22 protein-coding genes are annotated in these 25,655 nt (G+C 60.6%); 21 read left to right on the top strand and 1 reads right to left on the bottom strand.

Annotated features, from left to right (window positions below):
- The first annotated feature begins 60 nt into the window (after positions 1-60).
- The 11 genes from polA to HCR76_RS08055 all read left to right on the top strand — a co-directional run bounded on the left by polA (position 61) and on the right by HCR76_RS08055 (position 13,634).
- Positions 61-2,712, top strand: coding sequence for a DNA polymerase I (polA, locus tag HCR76_RS08105; RefSeq protein WP_166989856.1), 2,652 nt, complete (start codon positions 61-63; stop codon positions 2,710-2,712).
- Between the two features lie 36 nt (positions 2,713-2,748).
- The gene (locus HCR76_RS08100; RefSeq protein ID WP_166989854.1) at positions 2,749-4,425 is read left to right on the top strand and encodes a DUF885 domain-containing protein; all 1,677 of its coding nucleotides are present in this window, start codon (positions 2,749-2,751) and stop codon (positions 4,423-4,425) included.
- Between the two features lie 168 nt (positions 4,426-4,593).
- Positions 4,594-6,036, top strand: a complete 1,443-nt coding sequence (gene rpsA, locus HCR76_RS08095) for a 30S ribosomal protein S1 (protein ID WP_166989853.1) — start codon at positions 4,594-4,596, stop codon at positions 6,034-6,036.
- Between the two features lie 149 nt (positions 6,037-6,185).
- Positions 6,186-6,848: a TetR/AcrR family transcriptional regulator gene (locus HCR76_RS08090; protein ID WP_166989851.1), complete on the top strand. Its 663-nt coding sequence runs from the start codon at positions 6,186-6,188 to the stop codon at positions 6,846-6,848.
- A gap of 4 nt (positions 6,849-6,852) precedes the next feature.
- Complete coding sequence (coaE, locus tag HCR76_RS08085) at positions 6,853-7,458, top strand: dephospho-CoA kinase (protein ID WP_166989849.1); 606 nt, start codon at positions 6,853-6,855, stop codon at positions 7,456-7,458.
- Positions 7,459-7,496: 38 nt separating this feature from the next.
- Positions 7,497-9,566 carry an excinuclease ABC subunit UvrB gene (gene uvrB, locus HCR76_RS08080; RefSeq protein WP_166989847.1) on the top strand — a complete coding sequence of 690 codons (2,070 nt, stop codon included), beginning with the start codon at positions 7,497-7,499 and terminating at the stop codon, positions 9,564-9,566.
- Between the two features lie 70 nt (positions 9,567-9,636).
- On the top strand, positions 9,637-10,338 hold the full coding sequence (locus HCR76_RS08075; RefSeq protein WP_166989845.1) for a DUF4129 domain-containing protein: 702 nt from the start codon (positions 9,637-9,639) through the stop codon (positions 10,336-10,338).
- Complete coding sequence (locus HCR76_RS08070) at positions 10,335-10,808, top strand: hypothetical protein (RefSeq protein ID WP_166989842.1); 474 nt, start codon at positions 10,335-10,337, stop codon at positions 10,806-10,808. The genes HCR76_RS08075 and HCR76_RS08070 overlap by 4 nt, the downstream gene beginning before the upstream one ends.
- Positions 10,805-11,782: an AAA family ATPase gene (locus HCR76_RS08065; RefSeq protein WP_166989841.1), complete on the top strand. Its 978-nt coding sequence runs from the start codon at positions 10,805-10,807 to the stop codon at positions 11,780-11,782. Before HCR76_RS08070 ends, HCR76_RS08065 begins: the two co-directional genes overlap by 4 nt.
- Positions 11,779-13,086: a DUF58 domain-containing protein gene (locus tag HCR76_RS08060; protein ID WP_166989839.1), complete on the top strand. Its 1,308-nt coding sequence runs from the start codon at positions 11,779-11,781 to the stop codon at positions 13,084-13,086. The genes HCR76_RS08065 and HCR76_RS08060 overlap by 4 nt, the downstream gene beginning before the upstream one ends.
- Entirely contained in the window at positions 13,083-13,634 is a 552-nt protein-coding gene (locus HCR76_RS08055; protein ID WP_166989837.1) for a hypothetical protein, read from the top strand. The genes HCR76_RS08060 and HCR76_RS08055 overlap by 4 nt, the downstream gene beginning before the upstream one ends.
- On the opposite strand, the gene HCR76_RS08050 is transcribed toward HCR76_RS08055, so the two are convergent.
- Positions 13,621-14,259, bottom strand: a complete 639-nt coding sequence (locus HCR76_RS08050) for a protein-L-isoaspartate(D-aspartate) O-methyltransferase (protein ID WP_166989835.1) — start codon at positions 14,257-14,259, stop codon at positions 13,621-13,623. The genes HCR76_RS08055 and HCR76_RS08050 overlap by 14 nt on opposite strands.
- A gap of 80 nt (positions 14,260-14,339) precedes the next feature.
- Here HCR76_RS08050 and uvrA point away from each other — a divergent pair, with 80 nt between their 5' ends.
- From uvrA to HCR76_RS08000, 10 genes are all read left to right on the top strand, one after another.
- Positions 14,340-17,231 carry an excinuclease ABC subunit UvrA gene (uvrA, locus tag HCR76_RS08045; RefSeq protein WP_166989833.1) on the top strand — a complete coding sequence of 964 codons (2,892 nt, stop codon included), beginning with the start codon at positions 14,340-14,342 and terminating at the stop codon, positions 17,229-17,231.
- Positions 17,232-17,233: 2 nt separating this feature from the next.
- Complete coding sequence (uvrC, locus tag HCR76_RS08040) at positions 17,234-19,099, top strand: excinuclease ABC subunit UvrC (RefSeq protein ID WP_166989831.1); 1,866 nt, start codon at positions 17,234-17,236, stop codon at positions 19,097-19,099.
- 39 nt (positions 19,100-19,138) lie between these two features.
- The gene (gene rapZ, locus HCR76_RS08035) at positions 19,139-20,017 is read left to right on the top strand and encodes an RNase adapter RapZ (RefSeq protein ID WP_166989829.1); all 879 of its coding nucleotides are present in this window, start codon (positions 19,139-19,141) and stop codon (positions 20,015-20,017) included.
- A gap of 32 nt (positions 20,018-20,049) precedes the next feature.
- The gene (whiA, locus tag HCR76_RS08030) at positions 20,050-21,024 is read left to right on the top strand and encodes a DNA-binding protein WhiA (RefSeq protein ID WP_166989827.1); all 975 of its coding nucleotides are present in this window, start codon (positions 20,050-20,052) and stop codon (positions 21,022-21,024) included.
- A 121-nt stretch (positions 21,025-21,145) separates the two neighbouring features.
- Complete coding sequence (locus tag HCR76_RS08025) at positions 21,146-21,772, top strand: superoxide dismutase (RefSeq protein WP_166989825.1); 627 nt, start codon at positions 21,146-21,148, stop codon at positions 21,770-21,772.
- A 105-nt stretch (positions 21,773-21,877) separates the two neighbouring features.
- Entirely contained in the window at positions 21,878-22,888 is a 1,011-nt protein-coding gene (gap, locus tag HCR76_RS08020; protein ID WP_166983579.1) for a type I glyceraldehyde-3-phosphate dehydrogenase, read from the top strand.
- Between the two features lie 18 nt (positions 22,889-22,906).
- The gene (locus HCR76_RS08015; RefSeq protein WP_166989823.1) at positions 22,907-24,121 is read left to right on the top strand and encodes a phosphoglycerate kinase; all 1,215 of its coding nucleotides are present in this window, start codon (positions 22,907-22,909) and stop codon (positions 24,119-24,121) included.
- A complete protein-coding gene (gene tpiA / locus HCR76_RS08010) occupies positions 24,109-24,900 on the top strand; it encodes a triose-phosphate isomerase (RefSeq protein WP_166989821.1) in 792 nt (263 codons plus the stop codon). The genes HCR76_RS08015 and tpiA overlap by 13 nt, the downstream gene beginning before the upstream one ends.
- 86 nt (positions 24,901-24,986) lie before the next feature.
- On the top strand, positions 24,987-25,238 hold the full coding sequence (secG, locus tag HCR76_RS08005; RefSeq protein ID WP_166983576.1) for a preprotein translocase subunit SecG: 252 nt from the start codon (positions 24,987-24,989) through the stop codon (positions 25,236-25,238).
- A 14-nt stretch (positions 25,239-25,252) separates the two neighbouring features.
- Complete coding sequence (locus HCR76_RS08000) at positions 25,253-25,609, top strand: RNA polymerase-binding protein RbpA (RefSeq protein ID WP_166989819.1); 357 nt, start codon at positions 25,253-25,255, stop codon at positions 25,607-25,609.
- Positions 25,610-25,655 lie beyond the last annotated feature (46 nt).

Here is a 25,655-nt window from a genome sequence, read left to right as displayed (position 1 = left end):
GAACACCTTCACGCTCTCGTTCCCCAGCCGATGTCGTCGGTGACTTGTAGGCTGGGACCTGTGTCGGACAACGAAAAGCCTACCTTGCTCGTGATCGATGGCCATTCGCTGGCCTTCCGTGCGTTTTACGCACTGCCGATCGATAGTTTTCAGAACAGCGAGGGGCAGCATACGAACGCCATCCATGGCTTCATCGCCATGCTGCTCAACCTGCTGAAGAACGAGAAGCCGACCCACATCGCTGTGGCGTTCGACATTTCTCGCTACTCCTTCCGCACGCGTGAATATCCGGAGTACAAGGGAACGCGGGGGGAGACTCCGCCGGAGTTCATCGGTCAGATTCCGCTTCTGCAAGAAGCGCTCAAAGCGATGAACATTACAACGATTTCCATCGAAGACTTCGAAGCAGACGACATCCTCGCGACGCTCTCCGTGCGCGGTACCGATGAGGGCTATCGCGTGTCCGTCGTTTCTGGCGATCGAGACACCATTCAGCTCGTCAACGAGAACGTCACCCTCCTCTACCCGTCCAGGCAGGGTGTCACCGATCTCACGCGCTACGACCCGGCTAAGGTCAAGGAACGGTACGACATCGAGCCTCATCAGTATCCCGAGATCGCCGCCCTTGTCGGTGAGACGAGCGACAATCTGCCTGGCGTTCCCAAAGTCGGCGAGAAAACGGCAGTGAAGTGGCTTCACCGATTTGGCAGCCTCGATGAGATCATCGCCCACGCTGATGAAATCACCGGCAAGGTGGGTGAGAGCTTCCGCGAGCACAAAGACAATGCTGTTCGCAATCGTCGTCTGAATCGCTTGGTCACTGACGTTGAGCTTCCGTGCGAGATCGGCTCGCTCGCAAAGGAGCCCATCGACCAGGCAGCGGTGCGCGAGATCTTCTCAAAGCTCGAGTTCCGCTCACTTCTCGACCGCGTGATGAAGCTCGAGGGAGTCGAGAACTCCGAGCCAGCAGCTTCCACCGTCACGGCGCCCGACGCCCAGAACCTTCTTGATGAAGAGCTCGGTGCCTGGCTCAATCGTCAGTCGCAGGCGAGCACGAACGGTGTCGCCGTCTCTGTGGAGGTCGTCGACGGCCGACCCGCCTCCATCGGAGTGTCGGGCGACACAGAATCCGTTGCCCTCGCGTGGCTACCGGATCGAGCCGACTACGCTCCATTCGAAACGTGGTTGGCCGACGCAAGCATCCCCAAGGTCATGCACGGCGCTAAGGCTCAGCTCAAAGCGTTGACCCGGGCGGGGCTCACGGTGGGGGGTCTGTCCTTCGACACATTCATCGCCGGCTGGCTGCTCCGCCCGGGCGGTCAAGAGAAGACGCTCGCGGATCTTGTGTCCCGCTATCTTGACGAGAAGCTTCCCGAGGCTGATCCCAACCAGCTCGTCCCCGAGGTCGAGCCCTCGACGGCTGCGGCGCTCGCGTGGTTTACACACCGCCTCGTCGAACCGCTGCTCACGCGCCTCGATGACGGTTCTGCGCGTGTGCTTCGTGATATCGAGATGCCGATCGTGAATGTGCTCGCCGCAATCGAAGCCAGGGGAGTGGCCATGGATGCCTCTGCCCTCGACGCGCTCTCTGAATCTCTGGGTGTCACGGCACGTGAGCTCGCAGAGAAGGCGTTCGCCGAGATTGGGCGTGAAATCAATCTCGGTTCGCCGAAGCAGATTCAAGACGTGCTCTTTGACCAGCTCGAGATGCCGACGACCCGTGCCACCAAGACGGGGTACTCAACGGATGCCGCGTCTCTTGCCGACCTTCAGGCTTCGCACCCGCACCCATTCCTCGGCCTGCTTCTTGAGCATCGCGATGCGACGAAGCTGCGGCAGATCGTTGACACCCTCGTCAAAGCGATCGGCGGCGACGGTCGCATTCACACGTCGTACGTGCAAACGGGAACCTCGACTGGTCGCATTTCGTCGACGGATCCCAATCTTCAGAACATCCCTGTTCGCACCGAAGCCGGACGCCACATTCGCGAGGCGTTCCGTGTCGGTGCTCCGTATGACAGCCTCCTCACTGCGGACTACTCGCAGATTGAAATGCGCATCATGGCGCACCTGTCAGAAGATCCGGGGTTGATCGAGGCGTTCCGCACGGGAGAAGACCTCCATAGATTCGTCGGCGCTCGCATATTTGGTGTCGAGCCGGCAGATGTCACCTCTGAGATGCGCTCGAAGGTGAAGGCGATGTCATATGGCCTCGCCTACGGGCTCAGCGCATTCGGCCTGTCTCGCCAGCTGCGCATCGACAACAAAGAGGCGAAACAGCTCATGTCCGACTATTTCGAACGATTCGGAGCCGTGCGCGAATACCTGCGCAACGTCGTTGAGCAGGCGAAGGTCGATGGCTACACCACGACGATCTTTGGCCGCCGCAGGCCGTTTCCCGATCTGAAGAGCCCCAATCGCACTCTGCGTCAGAATGCTGAGCGTGCGGCGCTCAACGCGCCGATTCAAGGCTCTGCTGCCGACATCATCAAGATCGCGATGATCAATATCGAGAACGACATTCGCGAGGCAGATCTCACAAGTCGCATGCTCATGCAGGTGCACGACGAGTTGGTGTTCGAGGTCAGTGACGGAGAGCACCAAGAACTTGAGCGCATTGTGCGCACACGCATGGGCGACGCTGCAGAGCTCAGCGTTCCCCTCGACGTTCAGGTGGGCTATGGGCCCAACTGGGATGCTGCGGCTCACTGATTGCCGTGGATCACTCGTCCCTCATATCCTCGAGATATGACTGCACAACAGAAGAGAAACGCCACCGCAATCGACGGGGTCGCCGAGGGTTGGGTCGACACACTCGTTGACCTTGTGCCGACTGTAGGAACGTACATCGGTCGCAACGACGCGAACGACAGTTTCTCTGACTATTCACCCGATGGCATCCAGAATCAACGCGAGGCGCTCACAAACGCGAGGGCCGCTCTCGATGCGCAGAACGCTGTCGACGACGTTGACCGGGTGACGAAGGAAGACCTGGGCCGCGAACTCGATTTGTCAGTTGAAACGATCGATGCCGGCCTGCCGTTTCGCAGCCTCAACGTCATCGAATCGCCATCCCAAGAGATTCGAGAAGTCTTCGACCTGATGCCGACAGACACCGTTGACGATTGGTCCACGATCTCGACACGGCTCTCACGGGTTCCTCAAGCCATCGAAGGCTACATCGAGACGCTGCAGCGCGGAAGCGCAACGGGCATCGTTCCCGCACGACGTCAGGTGATCGAGGTTGCCGCTCAAGCGCGGAAGGTCGCGGCATCCGATGGGTTCTTCACCGTGTTCGCACACTCCGCCTCGACGACGAGCGGCGAGCTTCCTGCCTCGCTCACCGCAGACCTGGGGGAGCGCGCAGTGCGCGCTGCCGAAGCATACGGCCGACTCGCGAATTTTCTGACAGATGAGCTTGCCGGGGCGGCGACTGAACGCGATGCCATCGGCCGCGACCTGTACGCGCTGCAATCACGTCAGTTTCTCGGAGCCGCGATCGACCTCGATGAGACATACGAGTGGGGAATCGAGGAGCTGGCGCGCATGGTCGACGAACAGGAGTCGATCGCCAGGCAGATCAAACCTGGGGCGAGCGTGCTCGAAGCCATAGAGCACCTCGAGCACGATGAGAGCCGCAAGCTTCACGGCACCGACGCTCTGCAGAAGTGGATGCAGGCGACGAGCGATCGTGCCGTAGCCGACCTCGGAAAGAGTCACTTCGATATCCCCGACGAGATCAGAACGATTGAGTGCATGATCGCGCCCACTCAGGAAGGCGGCATTTACTACACCGGTCCGACAGACGACTTCACACGCCCGGGTCGCATGTGGTGGTCAGTTCCCGAAGGCGTCACCGAGTTCGACACCTGGCGTGAGCTCACAACCGTCTACCACGAGGGCGTCCCCGGGCATCATCTTCAAATCGGGCAATCCGTCTATAACCGTGACGCCCTGAACTCGTGGCGTCGTCTTCTGGCGGGAACGTCGGGGCATGCCGAGGGCTGGGCCCTGTACGCCGAGCGGCTCATGGAGCAGTTGGGCTATCTCGATGATCCAGCCGACAGACTGGGGATGCTCGATGGGCAGCGCATGCGCGCGGCTCGCGTCGTTCTCGACATCGGCGTGCACCTCGAGAAGCAACGCCCAGATGGTGCCGGCCCCTGGACAGCTGGCTTTGCCTTCGACTTCATGGGACGCAACGTGAACATGAATGAGAGCTTCGTGCGGTTCGAAGTCAACCGGTACCTCGGATGGCCGGGACAAGCTCCGTCCTACAAAGTCGGTCAGCGAATCTGGGAACAGCTGCGAGACGACGCTCGCGCAGCGGGAGGGGAGTCGTTTGATATCAAGGACTTCCATCGCCGCGCCCTTTCACTCGGAGGCGTCGGGCTCGACACGCTCAAGAACGCACTCACCGCGTAACGGTGAGAAAGCCGTCGCAGAAATCGTTGTGCACTGTTTGATTCGCGCGGCGAATCCCCGCTATGATGGAGTGTCACTTCTGTGACGTCCTATCCGCCTGCCCATCGCGTCAACGAATCACACGCGAATCGGGCCCGACAACATGTCCACCCTGGAGCATTTACTTATATGACAACCGCAACGACCGCCAAGCAGGTCGCTATCAACGACATCGGATCTGCTGAAGACTTCCTGGCAGCGGTCGAGAAGACACTGAAGTTCTTCAACGACGGAGACCTCATCGAAGGCACCGTCGTGAAGATCGACCGCGACGAGGTTCTCCTCGACGTCGGATACAAGACAGAGGGTGTTATCCCCTCTCGCGAACTTTCCATCAAGCACGATGTCGATCCCACCGAGGTCGTCGAGGTCGGCGACAGCGTTGAAGCGCTCGTTCTCCAGAAGGAGGACAAAGAGGGCCGCCTCATCCTGTCGAAGAAGCGTGCACAGTACGAACGCGCCTGGGGCGATGTCGAGAAGATCAAGGAATCCGACGGCGTCGTGACTGGTCAGGTCATCGAGGTTGTCAAGGGTGGACTGATCGTCGACATCGGCCTCCGTGGCTTCCTCCCGGCTTCGCTCATCGAACTTCGCCGCGTTCGCGACCTGACCCCGTACCTCGGGCAGGAGCTTGAGGCTAAGATCCTCGAGCTCGACAAGAACCGCAACAACGTGGTTCTGTCACGTCGCGCACTGCTCGAGCAGACGCAGTCCGAGAGCCGCACCTCGTTCCTCAACAACCTGCACAAGGGTCAGGTTCGCAAGGGCATCGTGTCGTCGATCGTCAACTTCGGTGCGTTCGTCGACCTCGGCGGTGTGGACGGGCTCGTTCACGTTTCTGAGCTCAGCTGGAAGCACATCGAGCACGCATCAGAGGTTGTCGAGGTTGGCCAGGAGGTCACCGTTGAGATCCTCGAGGTCGACCTCGACCGTGAGCGCGTTTCGCTATCGCTCAAGGCAACGCAGGAAGACCCATGGCAGGTGTTCGCACGCACGCACGCGATCGGTCAGATCACGCCGGGCAAGGTCACCAAGCTCGTTCCCTTCGGTGCGTTCGTTCGCGTTGCCGATGGCATCGAGGGCCTCGTTCACATCTCCGAGCTCAGCTCGAAGCACGTGGAACTCGCCGACCAGGTCGTTTCTGTCAACCAGGAAGTCTTCGTCAAGATCATCGACATCGATCTTGAGCGTCGCCGCATCTCGCTGAGTCTCAAGCAGGCTAACGAGGGCGTCGACCCCGAGGGCACCGAGTTTGACCCGGCTCTCTACGGCATGGCCACGGAGTACGACGACGAGGGGAACTACAAGTACCCCGAGGGCTTCGACCCCGAGACCAACGAGTGGCGCGAAGGCTTCGAGACTCAGCGCGAGAAGTGGGAGCAGGATTACGCTGCTGCCCAGGGTCGCTGGGAAGCTCACAAGAAGCAGGTCGCTGCCTCACTCGTCGAGGAAGTCGACGTCGAAGCTCCTGCAGCCGCAGCGAATTACGCCGGCGACGCAAACTCAGCGGGAACCCTCGCTGATGACGCATCGCTTGCCGCGTTGCGCGAAAAGCTCTCGAACACCAACTGATCGTTCGACGCTATCGAAGGCCGGTTCAGCACATGCTGGGCCGGCCTTCGCCGTGTGCCCTGAGCAATGCGTGATCGCATGCCTGCTAGTGTTTTCCCATACTGACCATGCCGAGACATTCTCGGCTTACGACGAGTTCAAGGTGAGCAGTGATAGTTGATTCGTTGACGGAATTCCTGTCGATCGAGTACGCGGATGCCTCGCTATTGCGCAATAGTCCTCAGCAGAATCGCAGCAAGCAAAGCTTGGAGAAGATTCTTCGGGCATGCGGCGAGATCATTGACGAGTCTGGTCACGCTGGCGTGACAACGGCCGAGGTCGCTCAGCGCGCAGACATGGCGATCGGCACTGTTTACCGGTTCTTCCCTGACCGCATCGCGCTACTTCTCGGCGTATATGACTTCATGATCTCGCGCTACATTGAGATTGCCCTTGACACATTTGCCGAGACTCCCGCCACGACATGGCAAGAGGCGTTCACGACCCTCGTTGAGAGCACGTGCACGGCGCGCCGAACGATTCCCGGTTACAAGGCGACGCACTACCGCATCCTTCCCGACGGCCCGAACGAGAGCAAGTATCAAGAGCGCACCGGAGCATACATCGACGCCGTGGTTGCCCTGCTCAGTCAGTTTGACGACGTGCCGTCCGGTCCGGAGTGGCGTGAGAAAGTCGCCATTGCAATCGAACTCTCGCGTACGATGCAGCGCATCGCGTTCGACGCGAATCCCAATGGCGACTCGACGCTGATCGCTGAGGCAGCTTCGGTTCCGCTTGCCTACCTCACGACGTATATCGACAGCATGGACTGACCGGATGCTGATCGGCCTCACTGGCGGAATCGCCTCAGGCAAATCAACAGTGGCTCGGATGCTTCGCGATCACGGAGCCGTCGTCGTCGACGCGGATCTTCTGGCGCGTGAGGTCGTGGAGCCAGGAACGCCGGCCCTTCGCGGCATCCAAGATCTGTTTGGCGACGACCTGATTCGGCCCGATGGCTCACTGGATCGCGCACGACTCGGAACTATCGTTTTTGGGGACCGGCAGGCACGAGAGCAGCTCAACGCCATCGTGCACCCGGCCGTACGCGAGTTGGCAAAGAAGCGATTCGCCGCTGCGGCGGCCGCCGACCCCGAAGCGATCATCGTCTACGACGTTCCATTGCTTGCGGAATCCGAGACGCTCTCGCATTTCGATCTGATCGTTCTGGCGGACGCGCCAGCGGAGATGCGACGGCAGCGCCTCATCGACCTTCGTGGTCTCAATGCGCAGGAAGCCTCGCGACGGGTGAATGCGCAAGCCTCAGACGACGCACGGCGCACGATCGCCGATGTCATCGTCGATACGACGAGGTCACTTGATGAGACCGCGACCGAGGTGGATCAGCTCTGGGCACGTCTCACCACCACCGACCACACGTGAGTCAGCCGAACGTCAGTGGGGCAACCTAGACTCAGAACATGGAACCGACACGCTCCGTTCATCCGTTCAAGGTGGTCAGCGAATATGAGCCGAGCGGCGACCAGCCGAAGGCGATCGCCGAGCTCGCTGGTCGCATCAACGCGGGGGAGACCGACGTCGTGCTTCTCGGCGCGACGGGTACCGGAAAATCAGCGACGACGGCGTGGCTGATCGAGAAGGTTCAGCGCCCGACCCTGATTCTCGCTCACAATAAGACCCTCGCTGCGCAGCTCGCCAATGAGTTCCGTGAGCTCATGCCCGAGAACGCGGTCGAATACTTCGTCTCCTACTACGACTACTACCAGCCTGAAGCGTATGTGCCGCAGACAGATACTTTCATCGAGAAGGATTCCTCCGTCAACGCCGAGGTCGAACGCCTTCGACACTCGACCACGAACTCGCTGCTCAGCCGGCGCGACGTCGTTGTCGTCTCTACTGTCTCCTGCATCTACGGGCTCGGTGCGGCAGAAGAGTACCTCGAAGCCATGGTCGCACTGCAGGTCGGTCAGCGCATTTCCCGCGATGAACTGGTTAGACGTTTCATCGGGATGCAGTACAACCGCAACGACGTTGACTTCTCTCGCGGCAATTTTCGGGTTCGCGGCGACACGATCGAGATCATTCCGGTGTACGAAGAACTTGCCATTCGCATCGAGATGTTCGGCGATGAGATCGAAGCACTTCATGCGCTTCATCCGCTGACCGGTGACATTGTCAAGACTCTCGATGCGGTATCGCTGTTCCCGGCCACGCACTATGCCGCGAGCCCCGAGACAATACATCGCGCCATCGGCACGATTCAAGACGAGTTGGAAGTGCGTCTGGCAGAGCTCGAGAAGCAGGGCAAGCTCCTTGAGGCGCAGCGGCTGCGCATGCGCACGTCATTCGATATTGAGATGATGGAGCAGATCGGGTTCTGTTCCGGTATTGAGAACTACTCCCGTCACATTGACGGTCGCCAGCCCGGAGAGGCGCCGAACTGCCTTCTCGATTATTTTCCTGACGATTTTCTCGTCGTCATTGACGAATCACACGTGACGGTTCCGCAAATCGGTGCGATGTATGAGGGAGATGCGTCTCGAAAGCGCACGCTCGTCGAGCACGGCTTCCGCCTTCCAAGCGCTCTCGACAACCGGCCGCTCACGTGGAACGAATTTTCGGCGCGGGTCGGCCAAACCGTTTATCTCTCGGCAACTCCTGGTCGCTACGAGCTCGGCATTGCCGATGGAGTCGTCGAACAGATCATCCGTCCAACGGGTCTCATCGATCCGGAGATCGTCGTGAAGCCGTCGGACGGCCAGATCGATGACCTTCTCGAAGAGATCCGAGCTCGCTCAGAACGCAATGAGCGGGTGCTCGTCACAACGCTGACGAAGAAGATGGCTGAAGAGCTCACAGACTTCCTCACTGACGCTGGTGTGCGTGTGCGCTACCTGCACTCCGACGTCGACACGCTGCGCCGCGTGGAGCTCCTCACCGAGCTGAGGGCCGGAACCTACGATGTTCTCGTGGGCATCAACCTGCTCCGCGAGGGACTCGACCTCCCCGAAGTGTCGCTTGTCGCCATCTTGGATGCTGACAAGGAAGGCTTCCTTCGATCATCGACATCGCTCATTCAAACAATTGGCCGTGCGGCACGTAACGTCTCTGGCCAGGTTCACATGTACGCCGATAAAATGACCGACTCGATGCGATTCGCTATCGACGAGACAAATCGCCGACGCGAGAAGCAGGTGGTGTACAACACCGAGAACGGCATCGACCCGACGCCCCTTCGCAAGCGCATCGCCGACATCACAGATATTCTCGCGCGGGAAGGAGCCGACACCGAGAAGATGCTCGCCAAGCGCGGCGTCGAACGAACGTCATCTCCGACGCCGCAGCTTCGTCATCACGAAGGGCTCGCCTCCGAGGGTGCGAACGACCTCGAAGCGATCATCGCCGATCTGAATGCTCAGATGCTCGCCGCAGCACGTGAGCTGAAGTTCGAGCTTGCCGCTCGCCTGCGTGACGAGGTCTCTGATCTTAAGAAGGAGCTGCGGAATATGGAAAAGGCAGGCCACATCTGAGCCTGTTATCCGCACGATAGTGTGGAGCAATGAGCAGCACCGCGGGAGTGTCCACTGGAGACACTGCGGCATGAGCAGACGATATCTCTTCCCGGCCGTCGTCGTCTGCGCCGTCCTGGTGGTTGTCATTGCTGCCCTGCAAGGGCCACTGGTCGTCGGCGCACCACGCATCGACCTCATTCTTCCTCAGGTCGCAGCTACTCCGCCCCCGGCCACCGAGCCCGCGGCTCCGGGAAACACGATTCCCGCAAACGACGCCCCGGAGTCACCCGCGCTGCTGAACCCCACGACAATCCTGTTCGCGCTCGGATCGCTCGCAGCAGCGGCTCTTGTCATCGCCGGGTTTCTCATTGTTCGCGCACTCCGTCGCCGACAGCGTGACGAGCTCGACACAGCAGCGGTCTCGACACTTTCGGCACGACAGGTGGATGCCGCCACGAAGGAACAGACCGTCGAAGCGCCAACTGTTGTGCGCGGCATCGAGCGGGCGTTAGGTGCACTTGACGCACCCGGCATCCCGCATGACGCAATCGTCGAGGCATGGCTCGGTCTTCAGCAGTCCGCAGAGGACTCCGGAGTTCGGTTGCGTGCTTCTGAGACACCGACGGAATTCACTGTTCGTGTGCTCGCCCGCGAGCACAGCATCGCCGACGAACTGTCGGTGCTGGTGTCGCTGTATCAAAGCGTGCGATTCGGGGATCGTCACCCGACAGCATCCGATATTGACAGCGCACGCTCAGCCCTGCTCTCCATTCAGGAGGCGTGGTCATGAAGATCGGTCGCGTCATCGCCGTCTGTCTGCTCACTATCGCCTTCGGCGCCCTGCTGTGGCTTCTCGGGCTTGCCCCGTCGTTCGCCGTTGCGTTCGGTCTTCTCGTGCCCGTGATCGCACTTCTGTGGGCGTGTCGAGCCGACAATGACTCTGCCCCATGGGGTCCGGCCGAACCCTACCGTGGCGTGGGAGCACGCCAAGACATTTCACGTTTGGCCTGGGCCCTCCGCTCAACGCAGGGCAGGGTGGGCGACACCGCGCGAAAACGTGTGCGCGCCGTCGCCGCACACCGGCTCGAACGGATCGGTCTTCATCTTGACGAGCCGGCGGACGAGCCGGCGATCATCGCAGCGATCGGCGAACGCGCGTTCGCTGTCGTCGCTCCGTCATCGCTCACACGTTGTGACCGCACCGATGTCGATGTTGCATTGTCTCGATTGTCTGAACCGTTGAAGAAGGAGTCTCAATGACCAAACCGATGGCTGTTGAACGCGTAGCAGAACTCAGTCGCGACATCCTCGACCGGATTCGTGACGTCGTCGTCGACATGCACGAGCCACTCGACCTCGCACTCGCGACGATCCTCGCGGGAGGACACGTGCTGTTCGAGGATGTTCCCGGTCTCGGCAAGACTCTCGCTGCACGCAGTCTCGCGGGGGCGCTCGGTTTGGAGTTCCGCCGCATCCAGTGCACTCCCGATCTGCTTCCGTCAGATATCACCGGATCGTTCGTCTACGCTCCGTCGACGGGCGATTTCGACTTCAGAGCTGGACCGATCTTCGCCGGCCTCGTGCTGGCCGATGAGATTAATCGCACGACTCCGAAGACGCAATCGTCGTTTCTTGAGGCGATGGCAGAGGGCCACGTCACGGTCGAAGGACGTCATTTCGAGCTGCCTCGACCGTTTCACGTCATTGCCACCTCGAACCCGATTGAGTTTGAGGGAACCTACTCGTTACCCGAGGCACAGCTCGACCGCTTCATGGTGCGCCTCTCTGTCGGCTATCTCGCAGCCGAGAGTGAACAGAGGATGCTGCTTTCACGCGCGCACAGGCAGCACGACCGAGTGCAGATCGATCCCGTCATCGATGCCGAGACTCTGCGTGAGATGCAAGATGGTGTCGAGTCCGTACACGTCGACCCCGATATTGCCCGCTACTGTGTGGATCTTGCCGGCGCCACCCGCGCAGACCAGTCGGTCCAGGTTGGCGCTTCACCTCGGGGCTCACAGGGACTGATGTTGGTGGCGCGCTCGATTGCAGTCATGGCTGGCCGCGCCTTCGTCACTCCAGACGACGTCAAACGTGCGGCAGTGCCGGTTCTTGCGCATCGCCTGACTCTCACCCCTCAGGCGTGGGCGACTGGCGTGCAGGCGACCCAGGTCGTCTCGAGTCTTCTCGGCGCTGTCGCCGGGCCGCCGACCGTCACGGCATCTGCTGAATGACCTCGTCACGCCACGCCGTCACGTGGAGCCCGAGCGGTTCACTCGCCGGGGCCATCATCTCGGGCGTCATCGTTATCGGTGTCGGCCTCATATCATCACGCCCGGATGTTGCGTGCTGCGCGATTCCCCTTCTCAGCTGGGCAGCGTGGATGTGGCAACATCGACCGGCCGATGAGACGCACGTTGAAAGCGTGCTTGACTCCACACACGCGAATGAAGCCGAGTCGCGTCTCGCCGCGAACCTTCGGTTGACGGCGAGCACCGATGTCGAGGTGGTTCACGCTCGCATGATCGTCGGCGGTTCGCGAAGGGTCTCTGCTGTTCTCGACTGTCGCGAAACTGCACGGCTGTTCGCGTCATCTCCCGTGCTTCACTCGGGGCCGCGTGATGTGCTCGCCGCCCAGTTCACGATGGCGAGCGCCGATGGGGCGTTCGTCTCCCAGCCGACGGCCGTACACACGGTCTCGCATACAGTCAGGCCAGACATCGTGCCGCTTCCGCGCCTGCTGCTGCCGCATCGCCTGCACGGGCTCACGGGCGCCCACGAGTCGACGCGTCCCGGCGATGGCGGAGGCTTTCGCGACATCCATCCCTTCGCACCGGGCGATCGCCTGCGCCGCATCGATTGGAAGGCAACGGCCCGGCTTTCTCGGCGCGCCGGTGACGTGTATGTGCGGCGAACGTTCGCCGCGAGTGATGCGACAACGGTGATCGTCATGGACACGGGCGACGAGCTCGGTGAGGTTGTTGCAGAATGGACGCGCGGGCGACCTCACAAGAGCGGAATAACATCAATGGATGCCGCACGGGAAGCTGCGGTCGCGATTGCCGTCGCATACACGGAGGCGGGCGATCAGGTAGCGCTTCAGAACCTCGCTCTCGGCACCCGGCAGATGCGTAGGGGCTCGGGGGATCGCCACCGTGAACGGCTACTGGCGACAATCGCCGAGATGCGTCCGAACGGCGTCGGTATGACTCGGCGACGTGCACCCGTCGTCGCTGCGGGGGCGATCATCTATGTGCTCTCGACATTCGTCGACGCCGAAGCTGCCTCGCTTGCCTCAATGTGGCGCGCCATCGGGCATCGTGTGATCGCCATCGACACCCTCCCGAGGGGGATCAGGCATGGCCTCAGCCCAGAGCAGGCGACGGCGCACACCATCCTCATGATGGAGCGCGACGATCGCATTCACGACATGGAGGCGACCGGAGTGAACGTCGTGCGCTGGACCGATTCGTCCGGGGAGTCCCGGCGCGATGCGCGGTTCTCTGCGCTTGCGCGCGAGAGGGGGAGAGTTCGGTGAGAGCGGCACCGGCATCCATCCGGGTTCCGCGGGCACTGCCCGCGGTTCTGGTGCACGTGAGTCTCGTCGTTGTCACGACGGCTCTGTCTCTCGCGATTGTGCCCGTTGCCTTCTGGCTCGTTGTGGCCATTGCTCTCGGTATTGCTGCGGGGTCTGTTCCGCGCCTCTACACGGCGTGGGCGCTGATCATTTTGCTTCCGCTGTTTCAGCTTCCTCGCGATCCATCGGCCGTCGATTGGAAGCCGTATGCTCTGCTCGCTGGCCTGCATCTGATCCATGTTCTTGCGTCTCTCGCCCTTGTCCTTCCGGTCCGCGGCATGATCGATGCGCGAGTGTTCGTGAGACCACTTTGTCGGTTCGTCATCGTGCAACTGCCCTGCCAGGTTCTTCTCGTGTTTCTGCTCGTCGCCGTCTCGTCAGAGTGGTTCTCGCGTGCCATGCCCTGGCTCGCGCCGGTGGGCGCTGCAGCGCTCATTGTGCTTGCCGGCATCCTCATCATTCCGCTTGCGCGCCGCCGAGGACGGAGCGGCTCGCTCAGCCATCACTGATCAGAGGGACAAATCGGACACCTCCGAGGTCTGTTTCGATGTAGCTGCTCTCAGAGTCTCGCTGAACGCTGCGAAGCCGTTGCCCGTTTCGCCCGCCGATCGGAGCGATGATGCGCCCGTGCGGCGCCAACTGTTCGGTCCACGTGGTCGGGATCCGTTCGGCCGCCGCTGCGGAGATAATCGCATCGTATGGACCGTGTTCGGTCGCGCCCTGCGTTCCATCGCCGACGAGCAGCTCGATATTGTCGTAACCCAATGCGCGCAGAACGGCCTCAGCACGTTCAGACAGTTCCGCAATGCGTTCGATTGACACGACACGCGTCGCTATTCGAGACGCGACGGCAGCCTCATACCCTGAGCCCGTTCCGACATCGAGAACGATGTCACCCGAACCGATGTCAGCTTCCTGAACCGTGAGTGCCACGACGTATGGCTGTGAGATCGTCTGCCCGTTGCCCAGTGGAAGTGGGTGGTCTCCATACGCGCTCTCCCTCAGATTCTCTGGGACGAAGAGTTCCCGGGGCACGGCTCCCATTGCCGCGAGCACGCGCACGTTGGTGATCCCGCGCGGAACCAGATGGTCGCGCAGCATCCTCTCTCGTGCTTGCTCGTGTTCGTTGCCCATACCGCCATTGTGCGCTTTCACCACACCAGATGTGAACCGTTGCTGAGTGCTCTGTCGGTGGTCACGATTAGGCTAGGGGAGTGACGATTTCACCAGTTTCCTCGAACTCCATCCTGTCGGTCAGCGGGGCTCGCGTGCATAATCTCGACAACGTCGATGTCGAGATCCCACGTGACTCTCTTGTCGTCTTTACAGGTCTCTCCGGTTCAGGCAAGTCTTCCCTCGCGTTCGACACGATCTTCGCCGAGGGCCAGCGCCGATATGTCGAGTCGCTCTCGGCATATGCCCGCCAATTCCTCGGTCAGGTCGACCGCCCCGACGTCGATTTCATTGAGGGGCTGAGTCCGGCGGTATCCATTGATCAAAAGTCGACAAACCGCAACCCTCGGTCGACCGTAGGCACAATCACTGAGGTCTACGACTACATGAGGCTGCTCTGGGCGCGCATCGGGGTTCCGCATTGTCCGGAGTGCGGAGAGCCGATTCAGCGCCAGACGGTTCAGCAGATCGCCGACCAGCTGATGACCCTCGAGAGCGGCACGCGCTACATGGTGATGAGCCCCGTCGTCTCGCAGAAAAAGGGCGAATTCGTCGATCTCTTTACCGAGCTGAGCGCCTCGGGCTACGCTCGGGCGGTGGTTGACGGCGAAACAGTGCAGTTGAGTTCACCGCCGAAGCTCAAGAAGTCGTACAAGCACGACATCTCCGTCGTTGTTGATCGACTCGTCGCGGGGCCCGAGATGCTCACGCGGCTCACCGACTCCCTCGAGACGGCGCTTCGCCTCACCGACGGCGTCGTGCAGGTGAGCTTTGTGGATGCCGAGGGCGACGACGCGGTACGCACATTCTCAGAAAAGCTCTCGTGCCCCAACAACCATCCGATCCAACTGTCCGAAGTGGAACCCCGCACGTTTTCGTTCAACGCTCCGTTCGGAGCGTGCCCCGAGTGCTCCGGTCTCGGCACACGAATGTCCGTTGATGCCGACCTCCTGCTCGCCGACGAGCAGCTCAGCATCAACGAGGGGGTCGTCGTTCCGTGGACGACGCAGGGCAAGGGTCTCTACCAGTATTACGAAAAACTTCTCGTCGGGCTCTCCAATGATCTTGACTTCTCACTCGACACGCCGTGGGAGTCACTCACCGAGGACGTACGCGAAGCCATTCTTCGCGGAAAGGACTTCAAGGTTCGCGTCAAGTGGCGCAACCGGTTCGGGCGCGAAGTCTCGTATACGTCGGGGTTCGAGGGTGTCATTCCCTATATCGAGCGCCAGTACATGCAGGCCGAAACCGACGTTCAGCGCGCGCGCTGGGCCGAGTATCTCCGAGAGATTCCCTGCCCCGTCTGCGAGGGAAATCGGCTGAAGCCCGAAGTGCTCGCCGTGCTCGTTAACGATACGAGCATCGCGGATGTCGCCAACCTTAGTTTGACTGATGCCCGCTCGTTCATGGAGGAGCTCACGCTCAGCGATCGCGACGCGCGTATCGCCGCGCAAGTTCAACGCGAGATCAAAGCGCGACTCGATTTCCTTATTCAGGTCGGCCTCAATTACCTCACACTATCGAGGTCCGCTGGGTCGCTCTCTGGCGGGGAAGCTCAGCGTATTCGACTCGCGACGCAAATTGGTTCGGGGCTGACCGGTGTGCTCTACGTTCTCGACGAACCAAGCATTGGCTTGCACCAACGCGACAACCGACGCCTGATCGAAACGCTGATCGCCCTCCGCGATCTGGGTAATACCTTGATCGTCGTCGAGCACGACGAAGACACGATCCGAACGGCCGACTGGGTTGTCGACATCGGCCCCGGAGCGGGCGAGGGCGGAGGACACGTCGTCCACTCAGGCACCGTATCCGATCTGCTCGTGAACGAACGATCGTTGACCGCAGACTATCTCTCGGGACGTCGTCAGATCGAGACGCCAGACGAGCGCCGCGCAGTCGATCCCAATCGCATGATCTCGGTCGTCGGAGCGTCAGCGAACAACCTTCGCTCCGTGGCCGTCGATTTTCCCATCGGCCTCTTTACAGCCGTCACCGGCGTCAGCGGTTCCGGCAAATCTACGCTTGTCAACGACATTCTCTATCGGGTCATGGCGAACAAGCTCAATGGTGCACGGAAGGTTCCAGGAAAGCACAAGCGCGTCACGGGCCTCGATAATCTCGACAAGGTTGTGCACGTCGACCAGGCGCCGATCGGGCGCACTCCTCGGTCGAATCCGGCAACGTACACGGGCGTCTTCGACCGCATCCGCACCCTCTTCTCTGAAACGCCAGAGGCCAAGGTTCGCGGGTATCTGCCCGGCCGATTCAGCTTCAACGTCAAGGGCGGGCGCTGCGAGGCCTGTTCGGGTGACGGCACGATCAAGATCGAGATGAATTTCCTTCCCGACGTGTACGTCGCCTGTGAAGTCTGCGGGGGAGCGCGCTACAATCGCGACACCCTTCAGGTTCACTACAAAGGGAAGAACATCTCGGAGGTGCTCGACATGCCCATTGTCGAAGCCGCCGGTTTCTTCGAGCCGATCACCGCAATTCACCGCTACCTCAAAACCCTTGTCGACGTTGGCCTCGGGTACGTGCGACTCGGCCAGAGTGCAACGACGCTGTCAGGTGGAGAAGCACAGCGTGTCAAGCTCGCGACAGAGCTTCAGCGTCGCTCGAACGGTCGCAGCGTGTATGTGCTCGACGAACCGACGACGGGTCTCCACTTCGAAGACGTGCGAAAACTACTTCTCGTGCTCGGCAGCCTCGTCGACAAGGGAAACACCGTCATCGTCATCGAGCACAATCTCGACGTCATCAAATCAGCAGACTGGATCATCGATCTCGGCCCCGAGGGAGGCGCCGGTGGAGGACAGGTCATCACAACGGGAACACCCGAGAAGGTGGCGCGGTCAACGAAGAGCCACACCGGGATGTTCCTGAAGGAGATCTTCAAAGCCGAGCTCGGTGACGCACGCCGGGCGGGATGAACGTGGCAGAACAGCTCTCGTATCGGCCGAAGGCCGGTGAAATTCCCACTCATCCCGGCGTGTATCGCTTTAGAGACTCCAACCGGCGTGTGCTGTATGTCGGCAAGGCAAAGAACCTCCGCTCTCGGCTGAGCAACTATTTTGCGCCCTTGAGAACGCTCCACGAGCGCACTCGTCGAATGGTGACGACGGCAACGAGCGTCGAATGGACCGTTGTCGGAAGCGATGTCGAGGCACTCCAACTCGAGTACACCTGGATCAAAGAGTTCGAGCCGCCCTTCAACGTGAAGTTTCGCGACGACAAGACGTATCCATACTTAGCTGTCACCCTCGGTGACGAGGCCCCGCGCGTGATGGTCACCCGCAATCCTCGCATCAAGGGTGCACGCTATTTTGGGCCCTACCCGAAGATCTGGGCAGTGCACGACACGATTGATCTGATGATCAAGGCATTTCCGATTCGCACGTGCTCAGACTCAAGCTATAAAAGGGCAATGCAATCGGGAAAGCCGTGCTTTCCCGGTCAGATCGGAAAATGCGGCGGCCCCTGCTCCATGACGGTGAGCATCGAGGAACACCGTCGCATCGTCGATGACTTCGTCAGTTTCATGAGCGGCAACGACAAGCGCTTCACACGCGAACTGCAGCGCTCGATGAAAGATGCAGCGGAGCAGCAAGACTACGAATCGGCTGCGCGATATCGCGACCAGTTGCTGTCGCTCGAGGCTGTTCTCGACAAGAGCACCGTCGTCATGAAAGATACCGTTGACGCTGACATGTTCGGTATCGAGCACGACGAGTTGTCCGCGGCCGTTCAACAGTTTGTCGTGCGCGGCGGCCGCATTCGCGGTGTGCGGTCATGGACGGTAGACAAAGAGCTGGATGTCGAAGCCGGAGACCTGATCGAGGGGGTCATTCGTACCGCCTACAGTGCGCCGAAGGTGGACGTTCCTCGGGAGATCATCGTTCCTGTGCTGCCCGACGACGCTGCAGAGATCTCTGAATGGCTCACGTCGGTGCGCGGGCGCGGAACCGTGCGCTTGAAGACGGCACAGCGAGGCGAGAAGGCGGCGCTCATGGAGACAGCCGTGCTTAACGCCAAGCAGGCTCTGATTCGGCACAAGACTCGACGCAGCTCCGATTTCGCTTCGCGCAGCCAGGCGCTTGCCGACCTTCAAGATGCACTTGGAATGTCTGACGCGCCACTTCGCATCGAATGTTTTGATATTTCGCATCTTTCGGGCACGAACATCGTCGCGTCAATGGTTGTGTTCGAAGATGGCTTGGCCCGTAAGAATCAGTACCGCACGTTCTCCATTGCGGAATCCACGGATGACACAGATTCGATGTATCAAGTGCTCATGCGCCGTCTCGCTCATCTTGATGAACCGGGCGACGAGGAGGAGCCGACGGATGCCGCGCCCAAACGGTTCTCCTACCCTCCACAGCTGCTTCTCGTCGACGGCGGTCAGCCGCAGGTGGCTGCGGCAAAACGAGCACTTGAGGAGTCTGGCCGAACGGGAATTCAGATCGCGGGAATAGCGAAGCGACTCGAGGAACTTTGGCTGCCTGATGACGACTTTCCCGTCATTCTGCCGCGCAACAGCGAGGCCCTCTATCTTGTGCAGAGGCTCCGGGATGAAGCGCACCGCTTCGCGATCACGTACCAGCGCAAACGGAGAAAACGCGACATTTCAACGGTGCTCTCGGAGGTGCCTGGGGTGGGACCGGCGCGGGTTAAGAAGTTGCTCAACCAATTCGGATCAGTAGCCCGGCTCAAGAAGGCATCTCCTGAGGAGATTACGGAAGCGACAGGCGTTGGGCCAGCACTTGCGCAGGCAATCCACGCGAAGCTCCACACTCGGTAGTGTTGTAGGTACCCGAGACGCCCGAGCGAAAGACACACAATGGCAAGCGACGAACCAGCATCCGAGCAGGAAGTCCTCATCGTCACCGGAATGTCGGGGGCCGGACGCTCGAGCGTTGCCAATGCCCTGGAAGACCTCGATTGGTATGTCGTTGATAATCTTCCGCCCCAAATGCTCAAGCCGCTCGTCGACCTCGCCGAACGAGCCGAGGGCACCGAGAAACTCGCCGTTGTCGTTGACGTGCGTGGCCGCGACTTTTTTAGCGACCTCCGGTCGATGCTTCAGGGCCTGAGAGAAGGAACACATCTGCGGGTGCTGTTCCTTGACGCTGCCGACGACGCGCTCGTCAGACGCTTCGAGGCGGTCCGCCGGCCGCATCCTCTTCAAGGAAACGGGACGATCCTCGACGGCATCCGCATTGAACGTGCACGTGTCGCCGCGATCCGCGAGCTCAGCGACGTCATCATTGATACGACGGACCTGAACGTTCATCAGCTGGGATCCTCGGTGCGGGATCTGTTCAAGAGTGAGACGACTCCCGGCGTACAGGTAACCGTCATGAGTTTCGGATTCAAATATGGGATCCCGACAGACGCGGATATGATTGCTGACGCGAGATTTCTGCCGAATCCCTTCTGGGTTCCCGAACTGCGGATGCACACTGGCCTCGACCCCGAGGTCGATTCGTACGTGTTCACGCAGCCGGGCGCCGAGGAGTTCCTCAACGCATACGCCTCCGCATTGACCCCGGTTCTCGCCGGATATCAACGCGAGAACAAGCGCCATGCGGTTGTTGCCGTGGGATGCACGGGCGGAAAGCATCGTTCAGTCGCCATGGCCGAACGACTCACAACTATGCTTCAAGATCAGCCCGACGTCGTCGTGAACGTGAAACACCGAGACCTCGGCCGCGAATAGGCGACCGGGCACCCGAGCAGATAGGACAACGATTGGCTCTTACAGCCGATGTCAAGGACGAATTGACCGCAGTAGTCGAAACGCGCAATACGGTTCGAGCGGCCGAGCTCGCCTCCCTGCTGCGGTTCAGCGGCGGACTCCACATCATCTCTGGTCGCATCGCCATCGAGTCCGAGGTTGATTCCCCGCAGATTGCACGCCGCGTACGCAAGGACCTTGCAGAGCTCTATGGTGTGCGCAGCGAGGCGACAGCGATCTCTCCGTCTGGAGCTCGACGCGCACCGTACTTTCTCGTACGCGTCGTCGCCGGGGGAGAAACCCTCGCGCGCCAGACCGGCCTTCTCGACTCTCGGAGACGCCCGGTGCGCGGCCTTCCCAACCGGCTCACAACCGGGTCTCGCGATGAACTTGCCGCTATCTGGCGCGGTGCTTTCCTCGCACGGGGCACTCTGACCGACCCCGGACGATCCGCCGCGCTCGAGGTGTCATGCCCGGGGAACGAATCGGCAATGGCACTCGTCGGAGCTGCGGGCCGTCTTGGCATCTCGGCAAAAGCGCGCGAGGTTCGCGGCATCCATCGAGTTGTCATTCGCGACGGTGAGGCAATCGGGTCGATGCTTACGGCGATGGGAGCTCACAGCACCGTCACCGAGTGGGATGAGATGCGCCAACGGCGCGAGGTTCGCGCGACGGCGAACCGTCTGGTCAACTTCGATGACGCAAACCTTCGACGATCGGCACAAGCAGCGGTCGCAGCGTGTGCGCGCGTCGAGCGCGCACTGGAGATTCTCGACTCCGACGTTCCCGACCACCTCGCCTATGCAGGCAAGCTACGCCTGGACCATCGTGACGCAAGTCTCGACGAGCTCGGACATTTCGCAACTCCGCCCATGACGAAAGACGCGGTTGCCGGTCGGATTCGACGGCTGCTGGCCATGGCCGATAAAAAGGCAAGCGATCTCGACATTCCCGACACACAGGCAAATCTCCCGACGCATCTGGACTAAACCCGTTCGATGTCTTGTTAAGTAGCTACGTGTGGCCAGGTCAGCTGTCAGGACTAGACTGATGAGGTCACTCAGTGCCATGCGCGGCTCATCGCGCGTGAGATGAAACGGAGAGATCTATATGGCTGAATACACGCTTCCAGAGCTTGGATATGACTACGGCGCACTCGAGCCGAGCATTTCAGGCACGATTATGGAGCTGCACCACTCAAAGCATCACCAGGCGTACGTGACGGGGGCGAACACTGCGCTTGACAAGCTCGCAGAAGCCCGCGATTCAGGTGACTTCGCAAACGTCAGCAAGCTTGAGAAGGACCTCGCGTTCAACCTCGGCGGCCACGTCAATCACTCGATTTTCTGGACGAACCTCTCTCCAAACGGAGGGGACCGCCCGACCGGTGAACTTGAAGCAGCTGTCAACGACAACTTCGGTTCGTTTGACAAGTTCCAGGCACACTTCAACGCAGCAGCACTGGGCATCCAGGGCTCCGGGTGGGGCGCGCTGATGTGGGACTCAATTGGCCAGAAGCTGCTCATTCAGCAGTTCTATGACCAGCAGTCGAACTTCCCCGCTGGCACCGTCCCCATCCTGCTCCTCGACATGTGGGAGCACGCGTTCTACCTTGACTACCAGAACGTCAAGGGAGACTACGTGAAGGCGTTCTGGAACATCGTTGACTGGGCGAACGTGCAGGAGCGATTCACGACCGCACGTGAGAAGACCTCAGGCCTGCTGGTACTGTCTTAGGACAGACAGGGTTGTCCCAGGCTCCTGTCTGGGACAACCCTCTCCACCTCGCTTGCGAGATTAATTGAAATCGCGCTTTTCAGCGCCCAGTTACAGGAGAAATTCTTGTCAGTAAAGATCGGAATCAACGGCTTCGGCCGCATCGGACGCAACTTCCTTCGCGCAGCACTCGCGCAGGGCGCTGACCTCGACATCGTCGCTGTCAACGACTTGACCGACAACAAGACGCTCGCTCACCTGCTTGCGTATGACTCGGTGGGCGGCCGTCTCGGACAGCCCGTGAGCCACGACGGCGACGTCATCACCGTCGGAGACAAGAGCATCAAGGTATTCGAAGAGCGCGACCCGGCGAACCTCCCCTGGGGTGACCTCGGCGTAGACATCGTGATCGAATCGACCGGTCGCTTCACCAAGGCAGCCGACGCCGGTAAGCACATCGCCGGAGGCGCCAAGAAGGTGCTCATCTCGGCTCCGGGCTCCGACGTCGACGGCACGTTTGTCATGGGCGTGAACGAAGACACCTACGACTCGGCAACGATGAACATCATCTCGAATGCAAGTTGCACCACCAACTGCCTCGCGCCGCTGGCCAAGGTGCTCAACGATGCGTTCGGCATCGAGCGTGGCTTCATGATGACCGCTCACGCGTACACGGCAGACCAGAACCTGCAGGACGGCCCACATTCGGACCTGCGTCGTTCGCGCGCAGCAGCGATCAACATCGTTCCCGCCTCAACGGGTGCTGCCAAGGCGATCGGCCTCGTGCTGCCCGAACTGAACGGAAAACTCAGCGGCTCCTCATACCGTGTTCCGGTCCCCACCGGATCCATCGTCGACCTCACCGCTGTCATCGAGCGCGATGACGTCACCGTCGATCAGGTCAACGCCGCTTACCGTGAGGCCGCAGAGTCAGGTCGACTCGAGGGCTTCCTGAAGTACACGGCTGACCCGATCGTCTCCAGCGACATCCAGCAGGACCCCCACTCGTCGATCTTCGACTCTGAGCTGACGAACGTCAGCGGGAACCTGGTCAAGGTCTCGAGCTGGTACGACAACGAGTGGGGCTACTCCAACCGCCTTGTCGACCTCACCGAGTACGTGGCCGAGCGCCTCTAGGCGCCGAGGAACATCAGCGTGCTACGCACTTTAGAGTCACTGGGTTCGCTGAGCGGCAAGCGCGTCGTCGTCCGGTGTGACCTCAACGTCCCTCTCGCGGACGGGGTCATCACCGACGACGGGCGCGTTCGCGCCTCTCTGCCCACCCTCAACGCACTGATCCACCAGGGTGCCCGCGTTGTCGTCGTCTCGCACCTCGGCCGTCCGAAGGGCGCGCCCGACGCTCAATACAGCCTCGCACCGGTCGCTCAGCGTCTCAGCGAACTGTTGGGCAGCCCTGTCACCTTCGCCGCCGACACCGTTGGCCATGCGGCTGCTGATGCCGTCGCAAATCTGCAGGACGGGCAGATCGCCCTTCTGGAGAATCTCCGCTTCAACACGGGGGAGACCAGCAAAGACGAGTCAGAGCGGCGCGCGTTTGCACAGAAGATCGCAGAGTTCGGCGACGCATTCGTCTCCGACGGCTTCGGCGTCGTGCATCGCAAGCAAGCAAGCGTCTATGAGCTTCCCCAACTGCTCCCCAGCGTTGCGGGCACTCTCATCGAGACGGAGCTCACGGTTCTTGAGCAGCTCACAGAGACCCCGAAGCGTCCTTATGCTGTCGTGTTGGGCGGCTCAAAGGTCTCAGACAAAATCGGCGTGATTGAGCACCTTCTTCCGCGTGTCGACTCGCTACTCATCGGTGGCGGTATGCTGTTCACGTTCCTCGCAGCACAGGGGTACAAGGTGGGTTCCAGCCTGCTGGAGAGCGACCAGATCGACACTGTCAAGAAGTACCTCAGTGATGCCGACGAGCGGGGCGTCGAGATCGTCCTCCCAGAGGACGTCGTCGTCGCGTCGGCATTCAGCGCCGACGCCGACCACGAGATTCGCCCCATCGAATCGATTGAGGACACTCCGTTCGGGTCATCAGGTCTCGGACTCGATATCGGACCAAAGACTGCGCAGGCATTCGCGAAGCGCGTCGCCGGGTCGAAAACAGTGTTCTGGAACGGCCCGATGGGTGTCTTCGAGCTTGCTCCCTTTGCGGCTGGCACGAAGGCAGTCGCTGAAGCACTGACACGCGTCGACGGGCTCAGCGTTGTCGGCGGGGGAGACTCGGCCGCGGCCGTTCGCGCCCTCGGCTTCGCCGACGATCAGTTCGGCCATATATCAACGGGCGGCGGTGCAAGCCTCGAGTTCCTCGAAGGCAAGAAGCTTCCCGGACTGGAGGTTCTCGGATGGCAGCAGTAACTCGTACTCCGTTCATTGCAGGCAACTGGAAGATGAATCTCGATCATCTTCAGGCGATCGCATTCGTGCAGAAGCTCGCATGGAGTCTTCAAGACGCCAAACACGATTTCGACGCTGTCGAAGTCGCTGTTTTCCCGCCGTTCACCGACCTTCGCAGCGTTCAGACGTTGGTCTCAGCTGACAAGCTTCCGCTTGCGTATGGTGCGCAGGACGTCTCCGCACAAGACTCGGGAGCGTTCACGGGTGAAATCTCGGGTGCGTTTCTCAGCCAACTCGATTGCCGCTATGTCATCATCGGCCATTCCGAGCGCAGAACACTGCACAACGAATCCGATGAGCTCGTGAGGTCCAAGACCGCGGCAGCCCTAAAGCACGGGGTCACACCCGTGATTTGCGTTGGCGAGACGGCTGAAGACCTCGAGAAGCACGGTTCTTCAGCGGTGCCCGTCTCGCAACTGCGCGCTGCTCTCGAAGGCGTGTCGGCTGACGCTGACATTGTCGTGGCTTACGAGCCCGTCTGGGCAATCGGCTCAGGTCAGGCTGCGACACCTGAACAGGCCGAGCAGGTTGCGGCTGCCCTGCGCGCGGTGCTTTCCGAATCACTCGGAGATGATGCCGCCGCACGTACACGCATTCTGTATGGCGGATCGGTGAAGTCCGGCAACATTGCCGGATTTATGCGTGAGCCGAATATTGATGGTGCACTCGTTGGAGGCGCCAGCCTCGACGCAACCGAGTTCTCGAACATCGCTCGTTTTCAGAAGCACGTCGGCGTCTAACCGTCGAAGTACGGGCACGGCACGCTCTCGCGTATAATCGTCGTGGTCTTGCCGTGCCCGGCTCCTGACGAAGTGAAAGGTCCCCTGTGGAGATTCTCCAGATCATCCTCCAAGTACTGCTCGGAATAACGAGCTTGCTCTTGACGTTCCTCATTCTGCTGCACAAGGGGCGCGGTGGCGGCCTCTCTGACATGTTCGGTGGAGGGATGGGCTCGAACCTCGGCGCATCAGGCGTCGCCGAACGAAACCTCAACCTCATTACAGTTCTGCTGGGAAGCATCTGGTTCGCCTGCGTCATTGTGCTCGGACTCATCACGAAGTTCCAGTCAGGCGTCTAGGAGGACACAGAAATATGGCACTCGGAGGAAACACTATTCGTGGGGCTCGCGTCGGCGCCGGGCCAATGGGCGAGCAGGATCATGGACATCACGCTGACCGCAATGCGATCTCCTACTGGGACGCTCTCGGAAATGAGACTGTGCGCTACTTCGCCGCAGACGTTCCCGACGAAGAGATCCCTGACATCATCAGTTCGCCGACCTCAGGTCTCCCAGCGGGGCGCGACAAGAACAATCCGCCCGAGGCATTGAGAAATGAGCCTTACAAGACTCACCTCGCCTATGTAAAGGAACGACGCTCCGACGAAGAAGCCGAGCAGTTGCTTCAGGATGCTCTCACGCAGTTGCGTGAGCGTCGCGGAACCGCTTAACCGCAAGCCATCACGAACGCCTGAGGGCCACGCATGTGCGTGGCCC

The organism is Paramicrobacterium chengjingii (assembly GCF_011751765.2).
Taxonomy (GTDB): Bacteria; Actinomycetota; Actinomycetes; order Actinomycetales; family Microbacteriaceae; genus Paramicrobacterium; species Paramicrobacterium chengjingii.
This window is presented reverse-complemented; position numbering and strand designations above follow the sequence as displayed.